Source organism: Acidovorax sp. GW823-FHT02H02 (assembly GCF_058797075.1).
Genome location: NZ_JBXAJH010000001.1, coordinates 190,373 through 212,281, shown reverse-complemented (window position 1 = coordinate 212,281; position 21,909 = coordinate 190,373). Strand labels below are relative to the sequence as shown.

Annotated in this window: 20 protein-coding genes; 12 read left to right on the top strand and 8 right to left on the bottom strand. The window is 67.3% G+C overall.

What is annotated here, in order from left to right:
* Positions 1-8: 8 nt before the first annotated feature.
* Complete coding sequence (locus tag AC1RDS_RS01020; protein ID WP_348682405.1) at positions 9-515, top strand: MarR family winged helix-turn-helix transcriptional regulator; 507 nt, start codon at positions 9-11, stop codon at positions 513-515.
* 518 nt (positions 516-1,033) lie between these two features.
* Entirely contained in the window at positions 1,034-1,819 is a 786-nt protein-coding gene (locus AC1RDS_RS01015; protein ID WP_348682406.1) for a MetQ/NlpA family ABC transporter substrate-binding protein, read from the top strand.
* Positions 1,820-1,896: 77 nt separating this feature from the next.
* On the opposite strand, the gene AC1RDS_RS01010 is transcribed toward AC1RDS_RS01015, so the two are convergent.
* Complete coding sequence (locus AC1RDS_RS01010) at positions 1,897-2,523, bottom strand: ANTAR domain-containing response regulator (RefSeq protein ID WP_092699853.1); 627 nt, start codon at positions 2,521-2,523, stop codon at positions 1,897-1,899.
* A gap of 122 nt (positions 2,524-2,645) precedes the next feature.
* On the opposite strand from AC1RDS_RS01010, the gene tsaD reads away from it, so the two are divergent.
* The 5 genes from tsaD (at position 2,646) to AC1RDS_RS00985 (ending at position 8,698) form a co-directional block, all read left to right on the top strand.
* Entirely contained in the window at positions 2,646-3,689 is a 1,044-nt protein-coding gene (gene tsaD, locus AC1RDS_RS01005) for a tRNA (adenosine(37)-N6)-threonylcarbamoyltransferase complex transferase subunit TsaD (protein WP_348682407.1), read from the top strand.
* Between the two features lie 205 nt (positions 3,690-3,894).
* Positions 3,895-5,271, top strand: a complete 1,377-nt coding sequence (locus tag AC1RDS_RS01000) for an efflux transporter outer membrane subunit (protein ID WP_287876972.1) — start codon at positions 3,895-3,897, stop codon at positions 5,269-5,271.
* A gap of 75 nt (positions 5,272-5,346) precedes the next feature.
* Positions 5,347-6,693 (top strand): efflux RND transporter periplasmic adaptor subunit, encoded by a 1,347-nt coding sequence (locus AC1RDS_RS00995; protein ID WP_348682408.1) that lies wholly within the window; start codon positions 5,347-5,349, stop codon positions 6,691-6,693.
* A complete protein-coding gene (locus AC1RDS_RS00990; protein WP_092699859.1) occupies positions 6,690-7,493 on the top strand; it encodes an ABC transporter ATP-binding protein in 804 nt (267 codons plus the stop codon). Before AC1RDS_RS00995 ends, AC1RDS_RS00990 begins: the two co-directional genes overlap by 4 nt.
* A complete protein-coding gene (locus AC1RDS_RS00985; protein ID WP_092699861.1) occupies positions 7,493-8,698 on the top strand; it encodes an ABC transporter permease in 1,206 nt (401 codons plus the stop codon). The genes AC1RDS_RS00990 and AC1RDS_RS00985 overlap by 1 nt, the downstream gene beginning before the upstream one ends.
* 93 nt (positions 8,699-8,791) lie before the next feature.
* On the opposite strand, the gene AC1RDS_RS00980 is transcribed toward AC1RDS_RS00985, so the two are convergent.
* A complete protein-coding gene (locus AC1RDS_RS00980; RefSeq protein WP_092699863.1) occupies positions 8,792-9,181 on the bottom strand; it encodes an Hsp20/alpha crystallin family protein in 390 nt (129 codons plus the stop codon).
* Positions 9,182-9,274: 93 nt separating this feature from the next.
* Here AC1RDS_RS00980 and AC1RDS_RS00975 point away from each other — a divergent pair, with 93 nt between their 5' ends.
* The gene (locus AC1RDS_RS00975; protein ID WP_092699865.1) at positions 9,275-10,621 is read left to right on the top strand and encodes a branched-chain amino acid ABC transporter substrate-binding protein; all 1,347 of its coding nucleotides are present in this window, start codon (positions 9,275-9,277) and stop codon (positions 10,619-10,621) included.
* A 52-nt stretch (positions 10,622-10,673) separates the two neighbouring features.
* Here AC1RDS_RS00975 and AC1RDS_RS00970 read toward each other — a convergent pair whose 3' ends face one another.
* The 6 genes from AC1RDS_RS00970 to AC1RDS_RS00945 all read right to left on the bottom strand — a co-directional run bounded on the left by AC1RDS_RS00970 (position 10,674) and on the right by AC1RDS_RS00945 (position 17,711).
* Positions 10,674-11,435: an ABC transporter permease gene (locus AC1RDS_RS00970; RefSeq protein ID WP_092699889.1), complete on the bottom strand. Its 762-nt coding sequence runs from the start codon at positions 11,433-11,435 to the stop codon at positions 10,674-10,676.
* Between the two features lie 5 nt (positions 11,436-11,440).
* Positions 11,441-12,406, bottom strand: coding sequence for an ABC transporter ATP-binding protein (locus AC1RDS_RS00965; protein WP_492226617.1), 966 nt, complete (start codon positions 12,404-12,406; stop codon positions 11,441-11,443).
* Between the two features lie 30 nt (positions 12,407-12,436).
* Positions 12,437-13,537, bottom strand: coding sequence for a lytic murein transglycosylase B (mltB, locus tag AC1RDS_RS00960; protein ID WP_287880521.1), 1,101 nt, complete (start codon positions 13,535-13,537; stop codon positions 12,437-12,439).
* 10 nt (positions 13,538-13,547) lie between these two features.
* Positions 13,548-15,608, bottom strand: a complete 2,061-nt coding sequence (locus tag AC1RDS_RS00955) for a transglutaminase TgpA family protein (protein ID WP_492226616.1) — start codon at positions 15,606-15,608, stop codon at positions 13,548-13,550.
* 115 nt (positions 15,609-15,723) lie between these two features.
* Positions 15,724-16,779 carry a DUF58 domain-containing protein gene (locus AC1RDS_RS00950; RefSeq protein WP_287880496.1) on the bottom strand — a complete coding sequence of 352 codons (1,056 nt, stop codon included), beginning with the start codon at positions 16,777-16,779 and terminating at the stop codon, positions 15,724-15,726.
* 11 nt (positions 16,780-16,790) lie between these two features.
* Positions 16,791-17,711: an AAA family ATPase gene (locus tag AC1RDS_RS00945; RefSeq protein ID WP_092699873.1), complete on the bottom strand. Its 921-nt coding sequence runs from the start codon at positions 17,709-17,711 to the stop codon at positions 16,791-16,793.
* Positions 17,712-17,752: 41 nt separating this feature from the next.
* On the opposite strand from AC1RDS_RS00945, the gene AC1RDS_RS00940 reads away from it, so the two are divergent.
* The 4 genes from AC1RDS_RS00940 (at position 17,753) to AC1RDS_RS00925 (ending at position 21,901) form a co-directional block, all read left to right on the top strand.
* Positions 17,753-18,706 carry a histone deacetylase family protein gene (locus AC1RDS_RS00940; RefSeq protein ID WP_208859743.1) on the top strand — a complete coding sequence of 318 codons (954 nt, stop codon included), beginning with the start codon at positions 17,753-17,755 and terminating at the stop codon, positions 18,704-18,706.
* Between the two features lie 143 nt (positions 18,707-18,849).
* Positions 18,850-19,641, top strand: coding sequence for an enoyl-CoA hydratase (locus AC1RDS_RS00935; RefSeq protein WP_348682415.1), 792 nt, complete (start codon positions 18,850-18,852; stop codon positions 19,639-19,641).
* Positions 19,641-20,915, top strand: a complete 1,275-nt coding sequence (locus AC1RDS_RS00930) for a mechanosensitive ion channel family protein (protein ID WP_287880491.1) — start codon at positions 19,641-19,643, stop codon at positions 20,913-20,915. Before AC1RDS_RS00935 ends, AC1RDS_RS00930 begins: the two co-directional genes overlap by 1 nt.
* 236 nt (positions 20,916-21,151) lie before the next feature.
* Positions 21,152-21,901, top strand: a complete 750-nt coding sequence (locus AC1RDS_RS00925; protein WP_492226615.1) for an electron transfer flavoprotein subunit beta/FixA family protein — start codon at positions 21,152-21,154, stop codon at positions 21,899-21,901.
* Positions 21,902-21,909: the final 8 nt, after the last annotated feature.

Sequence of the window (21,909 nt, the reverse complement as noted above, 5' to 3'; positions counted from 1 at the left end):
GGAAAATAATGGAAAACCCTAGACGTAAAAGAGATTATGCGAAATCTGAACTGGCCAACAGGCTTTTCTTCAGACTCTATCAATGTGCAAATATGTTGCATAAAACTGGCTCTCGTGCAGTCGAATCCGAGGGGTTGACAACGCAGCAGTGGGCGGTGCTGGGTGCGCTGTCGCGCGAGCCCGCGGGCATGAGCATCGGGGCGCTGGCGCGCTATCTGATGATGAGCCGGCAGAACCTGGCCGGCCTGATCAGTCGCATGGAGCGCGAGGGCCATGTGAGTAGCGCCCCTGACGGGCGTGACCGGCGTTCACGCCTGGTTGCGATGACGCAGGCAGGGCGCCACACTTGGGAGCATGCAGCCCAGGTCAAGATCGAGGCCTACTACGCGCAGGCGCTGGAGGGTTTTTCGGTCAGCGACCAAGTGCATGCGCTGCACTATCTGCTGAAGCTGTTGGACAACATGCAGCGCATCGATGCCGCGCAGGGTGCGGCAGAGGGAGAGGAGCCCGTTTGAGAAGCGTCAGGCCGCCAGTTCGCCCCCGATGGCGGCAGCGGCAGGCCTGTCTTCGCGCAGGCTGGGGCCTCGCTCACCTTGATGCAGCCCGCCTGGCCCGCACCTTCATCGGTCGAGTGGCAGCTGGCATCACCTGGGGCTTGTTGGTCTCGGAACGTGTTCACGATCTTTTCATGGCCGCGCAAGTGCCTTGCCGGAATGGGGTGCAAGGCGCGGTGCGCAGCCAATAGCCCGTGCTATTGGCAAGCGCCGCAACGCCGCAGACCGCCCGGCAAGGCACTTGCCCGCAGGGTTGGGGCGAAATCGGGCTATTGGACGCCCCGGCATTGCGTCAAGCATCTCCGGCGCAAACGAGATGCGAGCGGATTGCCTTGTATATAAAACCTCATTTTTATATCAAGAAATAGCTAAAGAACCGACTTCCGGCGGCATGGCTGTTTACACTTGCTGTCCAGTTCAGGGTTATCCCGTATTTTTGGGGCCCTGCCGTGTATTCATCCGTTGAAAGAGCCCCCCTCATGTTGAAGAAGACCCTGTCCGCACTGGCCCTCGCCGCCCTGGCCGTCAGCGCCCATGCCGCCGACGTACTGAAAGTGGCCGCCACGGCCGTGCCGCACGCCGAGATCCTGAATTTCGTGAAACCCCAGCTCAAGGCCCAGGGTGTGGATCTGCAGGTCAAGGAGTTCAGCGACTATGTGCAGCCCAACATGGCCGTGGAGGACAAGCAGCTCGATGCCAACTTCTTCCAGCACCAGCCCTACCTGGACAGCTTCAACAAGGACCGCAAGACCAGCCTGGTGCAAGTGCCGGGCGGCAAGGTGCATGTGGAGCCCTTCGGCGCCTATTCCAGCAAGATCAAGAACCTGAAGGACCTCAAGGACGGCGCCACGGTGGCCATTCCCAACGATCCGTCCAATGGCGGTCGCGCCCTGATCCTGCTGGCCAAGCAGGGGCTGATCGGGCTGAAGGACCCCAAGAGCCTCACGCCCACGCCGCTCGATGTGGTCAAGAGCCCCAAGAAGCTGAAGTTCAAGGAACTCGAAGCGCCGCTGCTGCCCCGTGCGCTGGCCGACGTGGACCTGGCCCTGATCAATACCAACTATGCGATCGAAGCCAAGCTCAACCCCACCAAGGACGCCTTGTTCATCGAAGGTGCCGACTCGCCCTACACCAACATCGTGGCTGCCCGTGCCGACCGTGCCAACGACGCCAGCATTGCCAAGCTGATCAAGGCCCTGCACAGCGCCGAGGTGAAGAAATTCATCCAGGAAAAATACAAGGGTGCCGTGGTTCCGGCGTTCTGAGCGCGCCTGCACGATCTCTGCGCAACCTGCAAAGCGCTGCCTTCGGGTGGCGCTTTTTTTCCTGGGCGGTTGGCGCCTCAGCCCAGCAGATCGACCATGTCGAGCATCCGCCTGGCTACTTCGCCCAGCTTCAGGCCCTTGTCCATGGCGGTTTTGCGCAGTTTTTCGTAGGCCGCCTGTTCGGTGAGGCCCTGGCGCTGCATCAGCACGCCCTTGGCGCGGTCGATGGTCTTGCGGTCCTGCAGCTCGGTTCTGGCGTCGGCCAGTTCGGTGCGCAGTGCCTGCTCGTGCGCAAAGCGCGCCATGGCCACATCCAGGATGGGGCGGATGCGCTGGGGCGCCAGCCCGGCCACGATGTAGGCCGACACGCCGGCGGCCACGGCGTCTTTCACATGCGTGGTGTCCTCGTCATTGGTGAACATGACGATGGGGCGGCGTGCGTCGCGGGTGGCCATCACCACATGTTCGAGGGCGTCGCGGGCCTCGCTTTCTGCGTCCACGATGATCAGGTCGGGCTGCAGCTGGGCCAGCCGCTCGCCCAGAAACACATCGGCCGGCAGCGTGGCAATGAGGTTGAAGTTGTTTTCCAGCAGGCCGATGCGCAGCGCCCGCGAGCGTTCCGCCTGTGCGGCGGCGTGTTCGTCGTCGGGGTCGGCAATGGCCAGGTCGGGGGCCACCACCACAATGCGCAGGGCGTCGGTCATGCCGCAGCAACAAGCAAGATTTACGCCACATGTTGGTGCGCCGGGATGGTGCACGCTGTGGGCGTTGGCTGTGAGTTGGCGGTGGACCCGACTGGGCAGGCGCCGGGTTTTACACTCGGGGCATGAGCTTGCTGATCCTGGGTATTGAATCTTCGTGCGATGAAACCGGCGTGGCGCTGGTCCGCTCCACCGGCGGGGTGGCCGTGCCCAGCTTGCTGGCGCATGCCTTGCACAGCCAGATCGAGATGCACCAGGCCTATGGCGGCGTGGTGCCCGAGCTGGCCAGCCGCGACCATATCCGCCGCGTGCTGCCGCTGACCGAGGCCGTCATGGCCGAAGCGGGCCAGCACCTGGCCGACGTGGATGTGGTGGCCTACACCCGCGGGCCGGGCCTGGCCGGTGCACTGCTGGTGGGCGCTGGCGTGGCCTGCGCGCTGGGCGCCGCACTCGACAAGCCCGTGCTGGGCGTGCACCACCTCGAAGGGCATTTGCTGTCGCCCTTTTTGAGTGCCGACCCGCCGGAATTTCCCTTCGTGGCCTTGCTGGTGTCGGGCGGCCACACGCAGCTCATGCGGGTGGACGGCGTGGGCCGCTACGAACTGCTGGGCGAAACCATCGACGATGCGGCCGGCGAGGCGTTTGACAAGTCGGCCAAGCTCATGGGCCTGGGCTACCCTGGCGGGCCCGCGCTGTCGCGCCTGGCCGAGCAGGGCGACCCGGCGGCCTTCAAGCTGCCGCGCCCCTTGCTGCACAGCGGCAACCTTGATTTTTCCTTTGCCGGGCTCAAGACCGCCGTGCTCACCCAGGCCAAGAAGCTCGGGGATGCGCTGGAGGCGCGCAAGCCCGACCTGGCCGCGAGTACCGAGGCGGCGATTGTGGAAGTGCTGGTGAAAAAAACGCTCACGGCCCTGAAGCAGACGGGCTTGAAGCGCGTGGTGGTGGCGGGTGGCGTGGGCGCCAACCGGCATTTGCGCGCCCAGCTCGATGCGGCTTGCGCGCAGGGCAAGGTGCGCGTGCACTACCCCGAGCTGCACCTGTGCACCGACAACGGCGCCATGATCGCCATGGCGGCCGCCATGCGGCTGCAGGCGGGCCAGCAGATGGCCAACCGCGCCTATGCGTTCGACGTCAAACCCCGCTGGCCGCTGGACGCCCTGGGGGGCTGAATTGCGGGGGCGTTGACCGGCGCCGCTACGCAGGGATCGTTCGGGTGCAATGTGCGGCAGCTTTACCCGGGCTTCACTTGGCTGTAGCGGGCAGGACATGACTGAACCGCACAATGGGGCCTGCCATGCACGCTGCCTCTATGCCATGAATGAACGTTCCTTTGCCACCGCAGCGCATCCTGCGCAGCGCGCCCCTTTTCGCCGGATGGGCGCTGTTTCACCCTGGTGGTTGACCTCGGCCGTGGCCCTGCTGGCCGGCTGTGCCAGCCTGGCGCCACCCGACAGCCGGCAGCCGCAGACACCGGTGCCGCCCGCATGGTCCGCGCCAACTGCTGCGGACATGCCCGCCACCTCCCTGGCGCAATGGTGGCAGCGGTTCAACGACCCGCAGCTCACGCAGCTGGTCACGCAGGCCCTGCAGGCCAACACCAGCGTGCGCAGCGCGCAAGCCGCCTTGCAGCAGGCGCGCGCCCAGGTGGATGTGCAGGCTGCCGGCCTGCTGCCCAGCGTGGGGGCTTCGGCTTCGGCGCAGCGCAGCCGGGCCTCGAACAGCACGGGCAACAATTTTCAGGCGGGGTTTGACGCCAGCTGGGAGCCCGATGTATTTGGCCGCCTGCGCAGCGGCGTGAACGCCAGCCAGGCCGATGCCCGGGCCGCCGAGGCCAGCCTGGCCGACGTGCAGGTGTCGCTGGCCGCCGAAACCGCCGTGAACTACGTCGAGCTGCGGGGCCTGCAGCAGCGGCTGGCCATTGCGCGCAGCAACCTGGCGAGCCAGCAGGAGACGCTGCAGATCACCCAGTGGCGCCTGCAGGCCGGGCTGACCACCTCGCTGGTGGCCGAGCAGGCCCGTGCGGCGGCCGAGCAGACGGCAGCGCAGATTCCCGCGCTCGCATCGAGCCTGGCACAGTCGCGCCACAGCCTGGCCGTGCTGACCGGACAGGCCCCGCTGGCGCTCGATGCGCTGCTGGCAGAGCCCGCCGCCGTGCCCCAGCCCGCGCAAGACCTGGCGCTGGCCATTCCTGCAGAAACCCTGCGCCAGCGGCCCGATGTGCGCGCTGCCGAGCAGCGCATTGCCGCCGCTCTGGCCCGGGTGTCGCAAGCCGATGCCGCGCGCTACCCCGACTTCAGCATTTCGGGCAATCTGGGCCTGCGCGCCCTCACGCTGGGCGCCCTCGGCAATGGCAGCTCCGTGGTCAGCGCCTTGCTGGCCAGTGTGTCGGTGCCCGTGTTCGATGGTGGCGCGGCGCGGGCGCAGGTGCGTGTGCAGGAGGCGGCGCTGGCGCAGGCCCGCGTGGCCTATGAAGCCTCGGTGCTCACGGCGCTCAAGGATGTGGAAGACGCCCTGGTGGCCCTGCAAGGGGACCGCGAACGCCTGGTGCGGCTGCAGGCGGCCGCCGACGCCGCGGGCAATGCGGACTTGCTGGCCCGCCAGCGCTACAGCAGCGGCCTGATCGACTTCCAATCGGTGCTGGAAACCCAGCGCACGCTGCTGTCCACCCAGGACAGCGTGGCCGCCACCGTGGCCAGCGTGTCGGCCGACCATGTGCGGCTGTACAAGGCGCTGGGCGGTGGCTGGCAGTAGCGCCGTCCCCTCACGCCCGCAAACCGCGGTTGGACCGCCACCAGATACCTCCAACAGACACCGAATTCGATGGCCATGAACTCTCCTGAAAAGAACGCATCCCCCGCCAGCCCTTCCACTGCCGCCGATCTGCAGGCGCTGCTCGGCGGAGGCAAGCCGCGCCGCTGGTGGCAACGCTCCTCCCTGTGGCTGGGGGTGGCAGTGCTGGTGGCCGCGGGGGGCGGCCTTTATTACTGGCAGAGCCACCAGCGCGCCAGCGCAGCCCCGGTGTATGTGACCGAAGAGGTGGTCCGGGGCAATCTCACGCTCAACGTGTCGGCCAACGGCACCTTGCAGCCGACGCGGGCGGTGACCATTGGCAGCGAGCTGTCGGGCACCGTCAGAAACGTGCTGGTGGACGTGAACGACAAGGTCAGAAAGGGCCAGGTGCTGGTCGAACTCGACACCGCCAAGCTCGATGCGCAGGTGCTGCGCTCGCGCGCCTCGCTGGCGGCGGCGCAGGCGCGGCTGGCGCAGGCGCAGGCCACCACCAAAGAGGCGCAGGCCGGTTTTGCGCGGCTGGAGGAGGTGGCGCGCCTGTCGGGCGGCAAGGTGCCCTCGGCCGCCGAGCTGGATACCGGCCGGGCCACGCTCGAACGGGCCCGCGCCGATGAGGCCAGTGCCCGAGCCTCGGTGGACGACGCCCGGGCGGCGCTGTCCACCGACACCACCAACCTGTCCAAGGCCTCGATCCGCTCGCCCATTGACGGCGTGGTGCTGACCCGTTCGGTCGAGCCCGGCAACGCCGTGGCCGCCTCGCTGCAGGCCGTCACGCTGTTTACGCTGGCCGAAGACCTCACGCGGCTGCGGCTCGATGTCAGCGTGGACGAGGCCGACGTGGGCTCGGTGAAGCTCGACCAGAAAGCCAGCTTCACGGTCAGCGCCTACCCGTCGCGCCGTTATCCGGCCAAGGTCACGCGGGTGTCGTTCGGCTCCACCAAGACCGACAACGTGGTCACCTACATCACCTGGCTGGAGGTGGACAACGCCGACCTGAGCCTGCGCCCCGGCATGACGGCCGCAGCCACCATCACCTCCACCGAGCGCAACGATGTGCTGCTGGTGCCCAACACGGCGCTGCGCTTCACGCCCACCGTTGCGGCAGAGGCGGCGGCGAAGCCTGCGTCGTCGAGTGGCGGCATCATGTCGCAGCTGATGCCGCGCATGCCGCGCTCGGGAACGCGCCGACCCGGCGCTGGCGGCGATGCGGCCGACGGCGCGGGCCGTACCCGCCAGGTGTGGGTGCTCCAGGACGGCGCCGCGCATGCCGTGACGGTGCAGGTGGGCATCAGCGATGGCCGCCGCACCGAGGTCAGCGGCGAAGGCCTGGCCGAGGGCATGGCCGTCATCACCGACCAGCGCGCCACCGGGGCCGCGAAATGAGCGAGGCCGCAAACGCCCCGGGTGAGGGCGGCCGGCTGCCCGGCAATGCGCCGCCGCTGATCCGCCTGCGCGGCGTGACCAAGGTGTATGGCGAGGGCGCGCTGGCCTTCCAGGCGCTGAAAGGGGTGGACCTCGACATCACCCAGGGCGATTTCGTGGCCATCATGGGCCCCAGCGGCTCCGGCAAATCCACCGCCATGAACACCCTGGGCTGCCTGGACCGGCCCACCGCCGGCGAATACCTGTTCAAGGGCGTGCATGTGGAATCGCTCTCGCGCGACGAGCGCGCGCGCCTGCGCCGGCAGTATTTCGGCTTTGTGTTCCAGGGCTTCAACCTGCTGGCGCGCACCTCGGCACAGGAAAACGTCGAGCTGCCCCTGCTGTACCGGGGCGAATCGGCCACGGCCCGCCACGCCGCTGCGGCCCGCGCGCTGGATGCCGTGGGCCTCAAGGGCTGGGAGCACCACACGCCGTCCGAGCTGTCGGGCGGGCAGCAGCAACGCGTGGCCATTGCGCGCGCCATCGTCACCGAGCCGGCCGTGCTGTTGGCCGATGAGCCCACCGGCAACCTCGACACCCAGCGCAGCCAGGAAATCATGGAGCTGCTCTGGCGGCTCAACGCCGAGCAGGGCATCACCGTGCTGATGGTCACCCACGAGCCCGACATGGCCGCCTATGCCCGGCGCATCGTGCGCTTCGTCGATGGCCGGGTGGACAGCGATGCGCCCAACCCGCACCCCGTGGGCTTGCGCGCCCATGCAGCGGTCGAGCCTGTCGTTCCTGCACCCGAGGTTTCCTGATGCTGCTCAACACCCTTTTGCTCGCCCTGCGCTCGATCCGGCGCAACCTGATGCGCTCGTTCCTCACCATCCTGGGCATCGTGATCGGCGTCAGCGCCGTCATCACCATGGTCACGCTGGGCAATGGCGCCACCATGGCGGTGCAAAACCAGATCTCGGGCCTGGGCACCAACCTGCTGCAGGTCCGCCCTGGCCAGCGCATGGGCCCAGGCGGTGGTTCCGGGGCACCCGCATTCAAGGACACCGATGCCGATGTGATTGCCCAGCAGATTGGCGGCATCCTGGCCGTGGCACCCGAGGCGCGCACCAGCGCCACCGTGGTGGCCGGCGGGCGCAACTGGACCACCAGCATCATCGGCAGCACCAATGGCTGGCTCGAAACCGGCAACTGGGCCGTGCGCACCGGACGTGTGTTCACGGACGCCGAGCTGCGCGCCGGTGCCGCCGTGTGCCTGATTGGCGAGACCGTGCGCCGCGAGCTGTATGGCACACGCGATGCCGTGGGCGAGCAGCTGCGGGTGAAGGCGTTTTCATGCGAGGTGGTGGGCGTGCTGGCCTCCAAGGGGCAGGGCGCCTTCGGCAATGACCAGGACGACACCGTGCTGGTGCCGCTGCGCACGCTGCAGCGCCGCGTGACCGGCAACACGCGCGTCAACACGCTGCTGGTGTCCATGCAGGACGGCAGTGACCCCGAGCGCGTGAAGGCCAGCCTCACGCAACTGTTGCGCGAGCTGCGCAAGCTGTCGGATACCGACGAGGACAACTTCAACGTGCTCGACACCAAGCAGCTGGCCGACACGCTCTCGGGCACCACCAAGGTGCTGACCATGCTGCTGGGCGCCGTGGCTGCGGTGAGCCTGCTGGTGGGCGGCATCGGCATCATGAACATCATGCTGGTGAGCGTGACCGAGCGCACCCGCGAGATCGGCCTGCGCCTGGCCATTGGCGCCCTGGAACGCGAGGTGCTGCTGCAGTTCCTGATCGAGGCCGTGGTGCTGGCAGCCCTGGGCGGGCTGATCGGCATCGTGCTGGCCACGGGCGCCTCGGTGGGCCTGTCGGCCCTGATGGATGTGCCCTACCTCTTCAACCCCGGCGTCAACCTGCTGTCGTTCGTGTTCTCGGCGGGGATCGGGGTGGTGTTCGGCTACTTCCCGGCCCGCCGCGCGGCGCGCATGGACCCGATTGATGCGCTGCGGCACGAGTGACGCAGGCGCGGTGATGGATCGCGCCGCTTGATGCTAATTCGTACCGTTTTTTTGTCGAATGGGGAGCAGCCGGAGGCTGCCCCTTGCCGCCGCTCAGTGCACGACCAGCTGCACTGACTTGTCGGCGGGTACCTGCCGCACCAGCGTGAGCGTGAGCACGCCGTTCTCCAGCTTGGCCGTGCTGGCGGCGGCGTCAATGGCATTGGCCAGCTCCCAGGCGCGCTGCAACTGGCGGGGTGCGCCTTCCACGCTTTGCAGCTGGACCACATTGCCGTCGATGCTGATCTGCAATTGCTCGCGCGCCAGGCCGGGCACGTCCAGTTGCAGCGTGGTGGCCTTGTCATCGCGGGCCACGGTGACGCCGGCGGTGCTGGCGCGGGCCGGTGTTGCGAGAGTGCCCATCAGGAAGCGTTGCAGCGCCAGGTCAGAAGAACGGGGTGCACTGGCGTAGGCGGCGCGGCGGATCATGGGGGCGAAAATCATGGGGTGGCTCCTATACACTGCGCGGCTCTCGACGTGGTCGCCGCATGCCAAAGAGGTGTGTGCGGCCCCGCCGCATTTCAAGGAGAAAATGGCATGAATAAATTGCGCTCCCCGGGCTTGAAATCAGGCGCAGCGGCATTACGTCCATCCGTTTGGGCCGTGCTTGCCGCCTTGGCAGGCGTGCTGGCCCCGGTGTCTGCCGGCTGGGCGCAGGCCCCGGCACCTACGGCGGCAGTAGCGCAGGCCAGGCCCGTCAAGATGGCCCTGATCGAAAGCCTCTCGGGCCCGTTCGCCAATACCGGCGAGGCGGTTTTTCGCAACATCTACTGGGCGGTCGAGCGCGTGAATGCGCGCGGCGGCGTGCAACTGCCCGCAGCGGCCGGTGGTGCCCGCCCGCTGGCGCTGGAGCGCTACGACAGCAAGGGCCAGAACGAAGAGGCCCTGTCGGCCCTGCGTGCGGCCATCGATGATGGCGCGCAGGTCATCCTGCAGGGCAATTCGTCGGCCACGGCGGCGGTGCTGATCGATGCCATCAACAAGCACAACGAGCGCGAGCCGGGCAAGCGCGTGCTGTTCCTCAACTACTCGGCGGTCGATCCCATCCTCACCAACGAAAAATGCAGCTTCTGGCATTTCCGCTTTGACGCCCATGCCGACATGCGCATGGCCGCCCTGATGGAGGTGGTGCGCGAGGACAAGGCGCTCAAAAGCGTGTACCTCATCGGGCAGGACTACAGCTTTGGCCAGGCCGTGCTGCGCGAGGCCAAGCGGCAGCTGGCCGCGCAGCGCCCCGACGTGGCCGTGGTGGGCGATGAGCTGCACCCCATCGGCCGGGTCAAGGACTTCGCGCCCTATGCCGTCAAGATCAAGGCCAGCGGCGCGCAGGCCGTGGTCACGGGCAACTGGGGCAACGATCTCACGCTGCTGGTCAAGGCCGCGCGCGAGGTGGGCTTTGACGGCAGCTTCTACACCTTCTATGGCAACGCGCTGGGCGCGCCGGCCGCCCTGGGCGATGCCGGTGTGGGCAAGGTGGTGGCCGTGGCCGACTGGCTGCCCAACGTGCCGGGGGCGCAGAGCGAGGCGTTCTACCAGTCCTTTCGCACGCGCTTTCCCAAACCGCAGGACGACTATGTGCACATGCGCATGCAGCTCATGGTCGAGGCGCTGGCCCAGTCCATCGAGCGCGCGGGCAGCACCGACGTGGTGGCCGTGGCCCGGCAGATGGAAAAAGCCAGCGTGCAGCTGGCAGGCCAGGGCGGCAGCATGCGCGCGTCCGACCACCAGTTCCAGCAGGCCCTGGCCGTGGGCGTGATGGACAAAAAGGGCGCGCCCGGTGTGAAGTTCGATGTGGAAGGCTCAGGCTACGGCTTTCGCGTGGTGCGGCAGATCCCCGCCGCCCGGGCGCAGCAGCCGCACAGCTGCAGCATGCAGCGGTATTGAGCGGGTCTGCGCGGTGGGCGGGGCGCTCCCTGCGCAGGGCGCTGTACCCACCTCAGCGGCGAATCCTGTAGCCTGTCTTGAAGACCCACCACACCAGGCCCAGGCACGCCGCCATGAACACCAGCGTCATGCCCACGCTCACGCCCATGTGCACGTCGGCCGCGCCATAGAAGGCCCAGCGCAGGCCGCTGATGAGATAGACCACCGGGTTGAACAGCGAGACCGTCTGCCAGAACGGCGGCAGCATGCTGATGCTGTAGAACGCACCGCCCAGGAACGTCAGCGGCGTGATGACCAGCAGCGGAATGATCTGCAGCTTCTGGAAGCTGTCGGCCCACAGCCCGATGAGAAAACCGAACAGGCAAAAGGTGATGGCCGTGAGCACCAGAAAGCCCAGCATCCACACCGGGTGGGCGATTTCGTAGGGCACGAACAGCCGCGCCGTGGCCAGAATCAGCGCACCGACCATCAGCGATTTGGTGGCCGCGGCGCCCACATAGCCCAGCAGCACCTCGACCCAGTTGACCGGTGCGCTCAGCAGTTCGTAGATGGTGCCCGACCACTTGGGCATGTAAATGCCAAAGGCCGAATTGGAAATGCTCTCGGAGAGCAGCGACAGCATCAGCAGGCCCGGGATGATGAAGGCGCCATAGTCCACGCCGCCAATGTCGCCCATGCGCGAGCCGATGGCCGAGCCGAAGACGATGAAATACAGCGAGGTCGAGAGCACGGGCGCAATCAGGCTCTGCGCCCAGGTGCGAAAGGCGCGGTGCATCTCGAAGCGGTAAATGGCGCGCACGCCGTGCAGGTTCAGGCCCATCATTGGCTGGCTTTCCGTTCGTGGACGAGGCTGACGAAGATGTCTTCGAGCGAGCTCTCGGAGGAATGCAGGTCCTTGAAGTCGATGCCGTGCTCGCCCAGCGCGCGCAGCAGCGCAGCGATGCCGGTGTCTTCCTGCTGGGTGTCAAAGCTGTAGGTCAGTGCATGGCCGTCGGCCGACAGGGCCAGGGGCCAGCGCGCCAGCGCATCGGGCACGCGTTCCATGGGGTGCTGCAGCGTGAGGGTCAGCTGCTTTTTGCCGAGCTTGCGCATCAGCACGTCTTTGTCTTCCACCACGATCAGTTCGCCCTGGCGGATCACGCCAATGCGGTCGGCCATGTCTTCGGCTTCCTCGATGTAGTGCGTGGTCAGGATGATGGTGGTGCCGGCGCCCTGCAACGCGCGCACCAGGCGCCACATGTCGTGGCGCAGCTCCACGTCCACGCCGGCGCTGGGTTCGTCGAGGAACAGGATTTTCGGCTCGTGCGACAGCGCCTTGGCGATCAGCACGCGGCGCTTCATGCCACCCGAGAGCGCCAGGATCTTGGTGTCCCGCTTGTCCCACAGCGACAGGTCTTTCAGGATCTTTTCGATCAGCGCCGGGTTGGGGGCCTTGCCAAACAGCCCGCGGCTGAAGCTCACTGTGGCCCAGACGGTTTCGAACGAATCGGTGTGCAGCTCCTGCGGCACCAGGCCGATGGCGGAGCGGGCGGCACGGTAGTCGCGCACGGTATCAAAGCCGTCGGCCGTCACGCTGCCCTCGGAGGCATTGGTCATGCCGCAGATGATGCTGATCAGCGTGGTCTTGCCAGCGCCGTTCGGGCCGAGCAGGGCAAAAATTTCGCCACGGCGAATATCCAGGTTGACGTTCTTCAGCGCCTGGAAGCCACCCGCGTAGGTTTTGCCGAGGCCGCGCACGCGCACGATGGCGTCTGCAAAAGGGGTCGAAGGGAGGTTGGCAGACATGCGGTAGGTGAGTGAAAGAGGTGGGGCAGCTTAGCGTGCCCGCGCTGCCGCCACCTCGCGCCCCAGCTCGATCACGGCCATGGCGTAGTAGCTCGACCAGTTGTAGCGGGTGATGGCATAGAAATTTTCGGTGCCCGCCACGTAGCTGGGTGCCTCGTCGCCGTTTTGCAGTTCCACCAGGGCCAGCGGCCCGGCGTGCTGTGCGCCGGCGGCATCCAGCACGGCGCCCTTGGCCTGCATGCTGGCGGCGCTGAAGCTCGGGAGGATGTCGGGGGCCAGCAGCTCGTCGAGCTGCACCCGGGCGGGGTCGGGGTCGAACTGCACGCTGTAGTGCGTGGGCATGCCTGGCTTCCAGCCGTGGGCGATGAAGTAATTGGCCACCGAGCCGATGGCGTCGGCGGGGCTGTTGAACAGGTCCACGCGGCCATCGCCGTCGAAATCAATCGCGTAGCGCACCCAGCTCGATGGCATGAACTGCCCCAGGCCCATGGCGCCGGCATAGCTGCCGCGCGGCTCGAACGGGTCCACGTTGGTGCGGTGCGTGAGGCTCAGGAACTGCTCCAGCTCACGCCGGAAGAACTCGGTGCGCTCGGCGGCGCGCGGGTGCGCGGCGGGGAAGTCGAAGGCCAGCGTGGCCAGCGCATCCATCACCCGGAAGTTGCCCATCTGCTGGCCGTAGATGGTTTCCACGCCGATGATGCCCACGATGATCTCGGCGGGCACGCCGAATTCGCGCTCCGCCCGTGCCAGCGTTTCGGCGTTGTCCTGCCAGAAGCGCAGGCCCGCGCGGATGCGCACCGGGTCGATGAAACGGCTGCGGTACACGCGCCAGTTCTTGGCCGTGCCTTTGGCGGGCGGCAGCATGAGCCTGGGCACCTGGGGCAGAAAGCGGGCCTGCCCGATGGCCTGGCGCACCCATTCGCGGTCGAGGTCGCGGCGCCCGGCCAGGTCGTCGGCAAACTGCAGCGCGTCGGCGCGGGTGGCGTAGGGCGTGCCGTCGTTTGCCGTGGCGCTGCGGGCGGTGGCTGCTGTGCGGGTTTTGCCGGATTTATGGTTTTTTTGGGCTGTGGCGCTTATGGGTATTGCGCAAGCAGCTATTAATAAAAGAGCGGTTGAGGCAGTTTTCAGCATGTGGTTGGGCTCATCGGCGCGCGCTGGGGGCGGGCCAGGAAAGGGTTCGGAATTCGCGGCGCAGGGCGCGGAGCTGGCTGGCAGCGGCAGCGGGCTGGGCGGCATAGCGCCATTGCTCCAGTCGCAGCAGCCAGCCGGCCACGCCCTGCGCGGCATCGCCAAATTGTGCCTGCACCCGTACGGCCATGGCCCGGGGAGGCAGGGTGTCGGGCAGGGTCAAGCCACTGCTGGCCAGGCGCTGGCGGGCGCGGGCCAGCAGGCGCAGCCAGGGGTCGTGCTGGCTGCGCTCCCACAGCGTCCAGCCGGCGCCACCCAGCGCGGTCAGCCCTACCAGCGCGCCCAGCACGGTGGCGAGGTCTTGCCAGCTGGGCGATGCAAACCCCAGTGCCTTGAGCAGGTTGAGCTGGCGGCTTTGCGTGTAGTTGAGCACCCACTGGTTCCAGCCGTTGTTGACGGCTTCCCATAGGGCACGCAGGTTCTGCGCCACGCCGGGGCTCATCACGGTGCCCATGGCGGTGGCCAGCGCACCGCGCGGGGCCTGCAGGCGCTCGAAGGCGCCGGTGCGCCCGGGGGCGACGGCGCTGGTGGGGTCCACGCGCACCCAGCCGCGCCCAGCCATCCACACTTCGGCCCAGGCGTGGGCATCGCTCTGGCGCACGGTCCAGTAGCCGTCCACGGCGTTGCGTTCGCCACCCTGGTACCCGGTGACGATGCGCGCCGGAATGTCCATGGCGCGCATCAGCACCACGAAGGCCGAGGCGATGTGTTCGCAAAAGCCTTCCTTGCGGTCGAACCAGAACTCGTCGGCCGTGTGCTGGCCGTACACGCCGGGCTCCAGCGTGTAGCGGTAGCCACCGGTGCGCAGGCGGGTGAGCGCGGCGTCGATCAGCGCGGGCGTGGCGTCGCGGGCCGGGTCGGGGGCGATGCGCGGGTTGCGGCGCAGTTCCTGGGCCAGTGCCAGCGTGCGCGGGTTGAAGCCCGGGGGCAGCTCGGTGTAGGCGCGCAGCGCGGGGGTGGCGGCGTCGGGCCCGTGGCGAAACTGCGGGTGGCTTTCGGCGCGGTAACGCGTCACGTCGGTGATCGGGCGGCTGGTGAGCCATTGCAGGTCGTCCGTCATGAAGGCGCCCATGCCGGCCACGGCGGGCTTGGCGCGCGCGGCATCCAGCACCAGCAGCCAGGGGCGCTTGTGGGGCTCCAGCGTCACCTCGTAGCGCAGCGCGGCGCCCTGCACCTGCAGCTGGGCCGGGGTGGCAGGGCGCTCCATCGATCGCGTGCCCACGCGGTACGACAGGGGGTGCCACTCGCTGCCGTCAAAGGTGGAGAACACCGGCCCGCGAAAATACAGATCGCTCTGTGGCGGCGCGGCACCGCCGGGGGTGTCGAAGCGCACGCGCAGCGCCACGCTGTCGTCGAGCGCCAGCTCGGCGATGTTGCCCACCTTCATCACGCCCGACAGCCCGCTGCGCCCGGCCAGGGCGTCGCTGGGCATGCCCCACAGCGGCGCCATGCGCGGAAACAGCAGGAACAGCGCCGCCATGATGGGCGCGCCCAGCAGCGCCATGGCGCCGGCCAGGCGAAACACGTGCGCCAGCGGCGGGCGCCCTACCGGCATGTGGGCATTGACCAGGGCCGTGAGCAGCCCCAGCAGCGCCACCAGCATGGCCACGGCCGTGGGCAGCGATTGCGAGAAGAAGAAGTTGCTGAGCATGGTGAAGAAGCCCAGGAAAAAGACCACCATGGCATCGCGCCGCGCACGCAGCTCCAGCGTCTTGAGCGCCAGCAGCATAACGATGAGCGTCACGCCCGCATCGCGCCCCAGGATGGTTTGGTGGGTGAACAGCGTGCCGGCCACCGCCACCGCCAGCAAGCCGGCCACGGCCCAGCGCCCCGGCAGTTGCCGGCCGTTCCAGGCCAGCCAGCCGCGCCACAGCAGCACGGCGCCCGCCATGAGGCTGGCCCACACCGGCAGGTGGGCGACTTGCGGGGCCACCACCCAGGCAATCACCAGCAGCAGAAACAGCGTGTCCCGCGTGTCGCGTGGCAGGGTGGCAAGGGTCTGGCGCAGGGTCATGGGGTGTGGCGTGGCGCCTGCGCAAGCGGCAGGCAATCGCTTTGAAAAGCAGAACCTGCAGCGCTTTCGGGATGGGCGCTGCAGGCCTTTTTGCAACCAATTGACGGGGCGAGGCTCAGCACAGCGCCAGGGCCTCCAGGCAGCGCTGGCGGTGGGCCGCACCGGTGTCCGGGGCCAGTTCCATGCCAGGCAGGCGCAGGCCGTAGTCGATGCCCAGCCGGTCGGCCTGCAGCACCCAGGCCGTCAGGCGCGAGACGCGCGCTTCGTGGCCGGGCAGGGCGGCGTGGGCCAGGTCCAGCCAAAGCTCGTGGCGCTGGGCCTGCTGGGCGTCGCGGCTGACGAGGTCGTCCGTGCCCGTGGCCAGCGATTTGGCGGCCTTCTTCCAGACCACCAGCTTGAGGGGGTCGCCGCGCCGGTAGGCGCGCACACCGTCGAATTCGCCAATGCCCTGGGTGCTGGCGCTGCCCGTGCCGCTGGCACGCGGCTCGCCGGGCGGCAGCGGTGGCGCGGGCACCTCGGGGGCGGGGTACACCAGCACCTGGGCGGCCGGGCGCCAATAGCTCCAGACGCGGAAGGTGCCCAGCGGAAAGCGGGTTTCGGCCACCAGGGTGGGCACGCGGTGCAGGCCCCGGCGCTCGGGGCGAAACGCCACCTGCACGCTGGCGCTGCCTTGCGCGGGCACGTCCGTCAGCGCCCAGTCGTGCGTGCGCTTGCCATCGCCGTGTACCGACAGCGCAATGGCGTGGCGTGCGGTGCGCCGGTCACTGAACAGCTGCACCTCGAACGCCGTGCTGCCGCCCAGGAAGTGCGCATCGGGCGCCTTCAGGTGCAGCGTGATGCCGCGCAGCGTGGCGTGGCTCAGGTGCATGCCCACCACTGCGCTGCCGGCCAGCAAGAAGGTCAGCAGGTAACCCAGGTTGAGCTGGAAGTTGATGGACGCCACCAGCAGCACCAGCAGCGTGCAGGCCAGCATCCAGCCCGCGCCGGTGGGCAGGATGTACACATTGCGCTGCGTGAGGACCAGGGTGTCGGACAGCGGCAGGCGCGCTTCCCACCAGCGCCGAAAGCGCGCCCGCGCCAGGCTCAGCGGGTTCAGGCCGGACAGGCGCGCGGGCGGGGAGGGCACGGCGAGCGTGGGTGCTGCGGCATCGGCGGCAGAGGCGGGCGGCATGGCGTGCAGGCTCAAGGCAGGGGCACCGACTCGACCATCGCACGCACTTGCTCCACCGCGCCGCGCCGCGCATCGCCCACGGGCACCAGGCGGTGCGCAATGGTCTGCGGCAGCACCGCTTGCACGTCGTCGGGTGCCACATAGTCGCGCCCTTCGATAAGCGCCTGGGCCTTGGCGGCGCGCACCAGCGCAATGCCCGCGCGCGGCGACAGCCCCTGCAGAAACCAGCGGCCCGTGCGGGTGGCGGCAATCAGGTCCTGCACATAGTTGAGCAGCGGCTCGGCGGTGTGCACGGCCAGCACCTGGCGCTGCAGTTGCGCCAGCTCGTCCTGCGACAGCAGGGGCAGCAGGCTGTCCACCAGGTCGCGCCGGTCGCTGCCGGCCAGCAGCAGGCGCTCGGCGGCACGGTCGGGGTAGCCGATGGAGATGCGCATCAAGAAGCGGTCGAGCTGCGACTCGGGCAGCGCAAAGGTGCCCAGCTGGTCGTGCGGGTTCTGGGTGGCGATCACGAAGAAGGGGTGCGGCAGGGCACGCGTTTCCCCCTCCACCGACACCTGTTTTTCTTCCATGGCTTCGAGCAGGGCGCTCTGCGTCTTGGGGCTGGCACGGTTGATTTCGTCGGCCAGCAGCACCTGGGCGAACACCGGACCGGGGTGGAAAACAAAGGCCTCCTTGCCGCGCTCGTACACCGACACGCCAGTGAGGTCGCTGGGCATGAGGTCGGCCGTGAATTGCACGCGCGCGAACTGCAGGCCAAACGTGCGCGCCAGCGCGTGGGCCAGCGTGGTCTTGCCCACGCCCGGCACGTCTTCTATGAGCAGATGCCCGCCCGCCAGCAGGCAGGCCACGCAGTCCTGTACCTGGGCGCTTTTGCCCACAATCACCGTGTTAAGCTGGTCCAGAAGAGACTTGATTTTGAGCTGTGCATGCATGGCGCCACGTTATCTGAAAAAAGCGACACGGGGATTTCACTGTGAGCAAGACAGGCTATTTCACCCATCCCGATTGCCGAAAGCACGAAATGGGGCCGGGGCATCCCGAATGCCCCGAGCGGCTGGACGCCATCGAAGACCGCCTGCTGATCACCGGCGTGGCCGATGCCCTGGAGCGCTACGAAGCGCCCGAGGCTTCGCTGGCCGATATCGAGCTGGCGCACAACCGGCTCCATGTGGCGGCCATGCGCGGCCTGTCGGACCTGCTCAACGAAGATCTGATGGCAGGTGGCCCCGCCTACTCGCAGCTCGATACCGACACCTCGATCAATGCGCACACCTGGAAGGCCGCGTTGCGCGCCGCCGGTGCGGCCCTGGCCGCCACCGATGCGGTGATGGCCGGTGAAATCAGCAACGCGTTTTGCGCGGTGCGCCCGCCGGGCCACCACGCCTGCCGTGACAAGGCCATGGGCTTCTGCTTTTTCAACAACGTGGCGGTGGCGGCCAAATACGCGCTGCAGCGCTACAAACTGCAGCGTGTGGCGGTGGTGGACTTCGATGTGCACCACGGCAACGGCACGGAAGACATCCTGGCCAACGAACCGCGCGCACTCATGGTGGGCATCTTCCAGCACCCGTTCTATCCCTACAGCGGCGACCAGAATCCTGCGCCCAACATGGTGAATGTGCCGGTGCCGGCCTACACGCGCGGCATGGATATCCGCGAAATCATCGAGATGATGTGGATCCCGCGCCTGGAAGCCTTCAAGCCCGAGATGATCTTCATCAGCGCAGGTTTTGACGGCCACCGCGAGGATGACATGGGGCAGCTGGGCCTGGTCGAGGCCGACTACACCTGGATCACCCACCGGATCATGGACATCGCCCGGCGCTATGCCAAGGGCCGCATCGTCTCGTGCCTGGAAGGCGGCTACGTGATGGGCCCCCTGGCGCGCAGCGTGGAAGCCCATGTGCGTGTGCTGGCTGATCTTTGAATTCCCCCTGAGCCGCCTGCGGCGTCTTCCCCCTGAGGGGGACGCCATCCGTGGCCTGGCAAAGCCAGTTCCACGGTGGCACTGGCTTGGGGTCCGCGTGGGTTGCGGGCGGCCCAGCTCTTGCGACACATAGGAGTAAAGACATGACGATTTCGAATTCTGATGAATTGCTGCAGACCACCCGCGACGCGCGCGGTGTGGTGACCCTGACCCTGAACGATCCCGCCCGCTTCAACGCGCTGGGCGCGGAGATGCTGGCCGCGCTGCAGCAGGCGCTGGACGCCGTGGCCCGGGATGACAGCGTCCGCGTGGTGGTGCTGGCGGCCGCGGGCAAGGCGTTTTGCGCCGGCCACAATCTCAAGGACATGGCGGCCCATCCCGATCTCGCCTGGTACCAGCAGCTCTTTGCGCAATGCAGCCGCATGATGCTGAGCATCCACAAGCTGCCGGTGCCCGTGGTTGCGCGGGTGCAGGGCATGGCCACCGCGGCCGGTTGCCAGCTGGTGGCGCAGTGCGATCTGGCGGTGGCGGCCAGCAATGCCAGCTTTGCCACCAGTGGCATCCATTACGGCCTGTTTTGTGCCACGCCCAGTGTGCCGCTGGTGCGCAATGTGCCGGCCAAGCGCGCCATGGAAATGCTGCTCACCGGCGACTTCATCGACGCCCCCACGGCGCTGGCGCAGGGACTGGTGAACCGGGTCGTGGAGCCCGAGGCGCTGGATGATGAGGTGGAAAAACTGGTGCAATCCATTGTGCAAAAACCACGCACTGCCGTGGCCATGGGCAAGGCGCTGGTCTACCAGCAGCGCGAGCTGGGCGTGGACGCGGCCTACCAGCTGGCCGGCCAGGCCATGGCTGCCAATATGATGGATGCGGCGGCGCAAGAGGGTGCGCGGGCATTTGCCGAGAAACGTGCTCCCGCCTGGAAGTCCTGATGCCCATGCAGTCTGACGTGCCGATCTTCGACGATGTGCAGCAGTGGTTTCGGGCATTCGCGCAGCCCACCGTTCTGATTGAGCTGGGTACGCTGGCCGTTTGCGTGGCGCTGGCCTGGCTCATGGTGTCTGCCGTGCGCCGCGCGCTGCATCGCAATGAGCCGGGCTCCATCCTGTTTGGGCGCAAGGTGGTAGATGGCGTTCTGTTTCCGCTGACCTTGCTGGGCCTGGGTTATGCCGCGCGGGCGGTGCTGGCACAGTGGGTGCCATTGGCGGCGTTCAAGGTGATCATTCCGGTGCTGATCTCGCTGGTGGTGATCCGCGTGGGGGTCAAGGTGCTGCAGGCGGCCTTTCCGCAGGCCACCTGGGTGCGCCCGATCGAGCGCACCATTTCCTGGCTGGCCTGGCTGGTCATGGTGCTGTGGGTGACGGGCCTGCTGCCGCTGGTGCTGCAGCAACTCGACGAGATCACCTGGAAGGTGGGAGCCACCACGCTGTCGGTGCGCACCATGATCGAAGGCTTTGTCACGGCCTGCGCCGTGCTGATCGTGGCGCTGTGGATCTCGTCGGCGATCGAGTCACGCCTGCTGCGCTCGGTCACGGGCAGCGAGCTGTCGGTGCGCAAGGCGTTCAGCAATGCCGCGCGCGCCCTGCTGATGTTTCTGGGCCTGATCCTGGCGCTGTCTGCCGTGGGCATCGATCTCACCGCCCTGTCTGTGCTGGGCGGTGCCGTGGGCGTGGGCATCGGCTTTGGCTTGCAGAAGCTGGCGGCCAACTATGTGAGCGGCTTTGTGATCCTGGCCGAGCGCAGCTTGCGCATTGGCGACAACGTGCGCGTCGATGGCTTCGAGGGCCGCATCACCGACATCACGGGACGCTACACGGTGATCCGTTCGGGCGTGGGGCGCGAATCCATCGTCCCCAATGAGATGCTGATCACGCAGCGGGTGGAAAACCTCTCGCTGGCCGACCCGCGCGTGTGGATGTCCACGGTGGTCAGCGTGGGCTACGACAGCGATGTCGATCTGGTCACCCGCCTGCTGGGCGAGGCGGCCCTGGTCAACCCGCGCGTGCTGCACGACCCGGGGCCTGCGGTGGCGCTTTCGGCTTTTGGCGTCGATGGGCTGGAGTTCACCGTGGGGTTCTGGATCACCGACCCGGAAAACGGCTCGCTGGGGCTGCGCTCGGACATCAACCGCGCCATTCTTGCGGCACTGCGTGCGCACCGGATCGACATTCCTTTCCCGCAGCGTGTCGTGCACCTGAGTCCATAGGACCGGCCTGCACCGCCGGAGGCCCGCCCAACCCCGGCGGTCGCCTGAATCCCGACCCGCAGGTGACACAGGGGCTGGACAAAGGGTGGACACACTGGCCTATAATCCACAAAAAGCACGATCGTTCGTTTTGTGTCTTTGCATCGCCCGTCGCAGCGATTTCGCTGCAGTGCGGCATAGAATGTTTCGTTTAACGTAAACGTCAATTCAACCAACTCTATTGAGGAGTCGCAGCAATGAAGGTCCTGGTCCCAGTCAAACGCGTGGTGGACTACAACGTGAAAGTCCGCGTCAAATCGGACGGCAGCGGAGTGGACATTGCCAACGTGAAGATGAGCATGAACCCGTTTGACGAAATCGCCGTTGAAGAGGCGGTGCGCCTGAAAGAAAAAGGCCTGGTCGCCGAAGTCATTGCCGTCAGCTGCGGCGTGGCGCAATGCCAGGAAACCCTGCGCACCGCCATGGCCATTGGTGCCGACCGCGCCATCCTGGTGGAGACGAACGAAGAACTGCAGCCCCTGGCCGTGGCCAAGCTGCTCAAGGCCCTGGTGGACAAAGAACAACCGGGCCTCATCATCCTGGGCAAACAAGCCATCGACGACGACGCCAACCAGACCGGCCAGATGCTCGCTGCCCTCGCTGACCTGCCCCAGGCCACCTTCGCCAGCAAGGTTGAACTCACGGCCGACCAAGTCAGCGTCACCCGCGAAGTCGACGGCGGCCTGGAAACCCTGCAGCTTTCGCTGCCCGCCGTCATCACCACCGACCTGCGCCTGAACGAGCCCCGCTACGTCACCTTGCCCAACATCATGAAGGCCAAGAAAAAGCAGCTCGACACCGTCAAGCCCGAAGACCTCGGCGTCGATGTAGCCCCGCGCCTCAAAACCCTGAAGGTGACCGAACCCGCCAAACGCGGCGCCGGCATCAAAGTGGCCGACGTCGCCGCCCTGGTCGACAAACTCAAGAACGAAGCCAAAGTCATCTAAGGAGCACA